Here is a 1,378-nt window from a genome sequence, read left to right on the forward strand (position 1 = left end):
CTGGTGCAAAAGACAATAAAGGTTGCCCATACCCAGACACTGATAAAGACGGAACTTTAGACAAAGAAGACAAATGTGTTAACGAAGCAGGACCAAAAGAAAACAATGGTTGCCCGTATTTAGATTCTGATAAAGACGGAATTTTAGACAAAGACGACAAATGTCCAACTGTTTTTGGAATCGCAGCTAACAACGGTTGTCCAGAAGTCAAAATTGTTGAGCCAGTTAAAGCTGAACCTGTAAAAGTAGCAGAAGAAGTTATCAAAAAAATAAACGAATTCTCTAAAACAATACTTTTTGACTCTGGAAAAGCAACTCTGAAATCAGAATCAAACTCAAGTTTAGATGCTATTGTAACAGTTCTTAACGAATATCAAAGTGCCAATTTCAAAATAGAAGGGCATACGGATAGTGCAGGAATTCCAGCTAAAAATCTTAAACTTTCTAAAGATCGTGCAGCAGCAGTTAAACAATATCTAATTGACAAAGGCGTTCGTGCCGACCGATTAACATCAGAAGGTTATGGATCAAAAAAACCAATTGCGAGTAACAAAACTCCAAAAGGCAAAAACCTAAACCGACGAGTAGAAATAAATTTAGTAAAATAAATTAATCAAAACGCTTCAAGAAATTGAGGCGTTTTTTTTTAGAAATGAATATTCGCTTTTTTCAGAAATCGTATTTCCTGTTGCCTTTCCAAAAGTTTTTTAATCTCATCAAAAAAACGAGATCAAAAAACGTTTTTCCCTAACACCTGCCTGCCGGCAGGAAGGTCTGGGTTATTCGACAATGATTTTCGATTTTTTGTTATATTTGCGAAGTGAATAGTGAAAACTGCGACTGAAAACTGAATACTTTTTTTAAATGACAACACAACAATTAATTCATCAAATCAAAACCAAAAAATCATTTCTTTGCATTGGTCTTGACGTTGATTTAGATAAAATTCCGAAACATCTTTTGCAATTTGAAGACCCGATTTTCGAATTCAATAAAGCCATTATCGATGCAACCCACGATTTGTGTGTTTCATTTAAGCCAAATACCGCATTTTATGAAGCTTATGGCATAAAAGGTTGGCAATCATTACAAAAAACCATAAAATATTTAAACGATTATTACCCAGAAATTTTTACAATTGCCGATGCTAAACGTGGCGATATTGGCAACACATCAACTATGTATGCCAAAGCATTTTTCGAGGATTTAAATTTCGATTCTGTAACCGTTGCGCCCTACATGGGCAAAGATTCTGTCGAGCCGTTTCTGGCATTCGAAAACAAACATACAATAATGTTAGCATTAACGTCTAACGAAGGTGCATTCGATTTTCAAACTTTAGAAACTAACGGAAAAGAATTGTACAAACAGATTTTAG

General features: G+C 34.6%; 2 protein-coding genes. Both read left to right on the forward strand.

The window, feature by feature from the left end:
• A partial coding sequence (locus RMO83_RS16695) for an OmpA family protein (protein ID WP_310560836.1) occupies positions 1-608 on the forward strand: 608 nt, incomplete at its 5' end.
• A gap of 256 nt (positions 609-864) precedes the next feature.
• The coding region (pyrF, locus tag RMO83_RS16700; RefSeq protein ID WP_310560837.1) for an orotidine-5'-phosphate decarboxylase at positions 865-1,378 on the forward strand (514 nt) is incomplete at its 3' end.

Source organism: Flavobacterium sp. (genome assembly GCF_031423415.1).
Taxonomy (GTDB): domain Bacteria; phylum Bacteroidota; class Bacteroidia; order Flavobacteriales; family Flavobacteriaceae; genus Flavobacterium.